Raw genomic sequence first — 1,640 nt, 5'->3', positions numbered from 1 at the left:
TTCCCGATAAATACAGACACTTAGGTAATTCTATGGCATTATTCCCCGAATATGTACGGATCGCCATGTTGGGGGCTGGGATATCCCAAAATCCATCACGAGGCCGAAGACACGCTTGTTATCCTATCGCCCGGAGGCAAAGAATGAACATGGGAAAAACAACTGCAACAATAGCAACAATACAAAAGACACGCAGCCTGTTATTACTGGCTTCACTTGTTCTGTGTGCCTGTGGGGGAAGTGTCGCAGGTGATAGCATCCCCATCGTGATAACAGCTACAAATACTACTACTGCTGCCGAAAACACGGCGGAACGGATTGATTCAGGCACTGGGGATAGGTATAACCCGGAAATTGCCATCAACAGTAATGGAAATGCTGTTGCGGTGTGGGAACAGTTCGATGGTAACAATTATAGCATCTGGGCCAATCGCTTCGATGGCACTCACTGGGGCACAGCCGAACAAATCAATACCAAGGCCCAGCTGGCTTCTCTTCCGCAGGTCGTCATCAATAGTGATGATACTGCTGTTGCTGTGTGGGAACAACCGGATGGTGTCCATTCCAGCATCTGGGCGAATAGTTTTGACGGTAGTCACTGGGGTACAGCTGAACGGCTTGATTCAACTCTGAAAAAGGCCGACGACCTACAGATTGCTATTGTCAGCAGCAACAATGTCTCTGTAGTATGGCATCAGTTTGACGGTACCAACCATAGTATCTGGACGAATCACCACGATGGTAATAGCTGGGGTACCGCCCAACAGATCGATAGCGGCACAGGTGCTGCAGAATACCCTCAAATTGCCACGGACGGACGCGGACATGCTATTGCAGTATGGAGTCAATTTGATGATGCTGGCAACAACACTCTTTGGGCTAATGACTACGATGGCAGTGATTGGTGGAATGCTTGGCAGATAGGTGATCGCTCAACGACTTCAGCCTGTTATCCAAAAGTCGCCATGGACAAAAATGATCACGTTATCGTAGTGAGATCCTGTATTGGCGACGGCATCTTGGTGAATGAGTTTATTAAAGGGCGCTGGACGAAAAAATGGATTGATTCCGGCTCGGGCGGCGCTCCCATTGACCAACAAATTTCCATGAACAGCGACCATGCTATCGTGGTATGGAGGCAATATGGCGACACATCCTTTAGTATCCGTGGTATTAGCCTTGATGATCAGTCTATATGGGAGTGGGTTAATGTCACGCTTGACACAGGTCTTGCCTTGGGGCCGCAAGTCGTTATTGACAGCGCGGGCAATGCACTTGCTGTGTGGTATCAGTCTGATAAACGTGGTCTCCATAATAGAATTTGGAGCAACCGGTTTAACGGTGATTTTTGGGGTAATCCCGAGCAAGTTGACGTGGGTACGGGAACGTCTCCTTCCTATAAGCCACAGGTTGCAGCCAATAGCAGTGGCCGAGCCATGGTTGTGTGGTATCAAACCAATGGCACCAAAAGCAGCGTTTGGGCGCGTCAGTTACCTGTTGTGTCATCCGCTACGAGCCATGGAGTGCAAGCGAGCGCCGTAAGAGGGGCAAAAGCCCAAAGAGTTCGATAAAATTCAGATGTTTAACTTGAATTCGAACAGGACTTTGCCCATGACAGAATGGGTCGAGTAGATGGGCTC

The 1,640-nt window shown here is 49.0% G+C and carries 1 protein-coding gene; it reads left to right on the top strand.

Annotated features, from left to right (window positions below; genetic code table 11):
* The first annotated feature begins 143 nt into the window (after positions 1 to 143).
* Entirely contained in the window at positions 144 to 1,571 is a 1,428-nt protein-coding gene (locus ACOCD2_RS19060) for a hypothetical protein (RefSeq protein ID WP_293653139.1), read from the top strand.
* Positions 1,572 to 1,640 lie beyond the last annotated feature (69 nt).

The organism is Thiolapillus sp. (genome assembly GCF_048562965.1).
Lineage (GTDB): Bacteria > Pseudomonadota > Gammaproteobacteria > Chromatiales > Chromatiaceae > Thiolapillus > Thiolapillus brandeum_A.
Note: the sequence above shows the minus strand (reverse complement) of the source record. Positions and strands in the feature narration are given on the sequence as shown.

Bases quoted from the DNA above. Each gene is read 5' to 3' on its own strand.
- ACOCD2_RS19060 (WP_293653139.1), top strand. From the start codon at position 144: ATGAACATGGGAAAAACAACTGCAACAATAGCAACAATACAAAAGACA.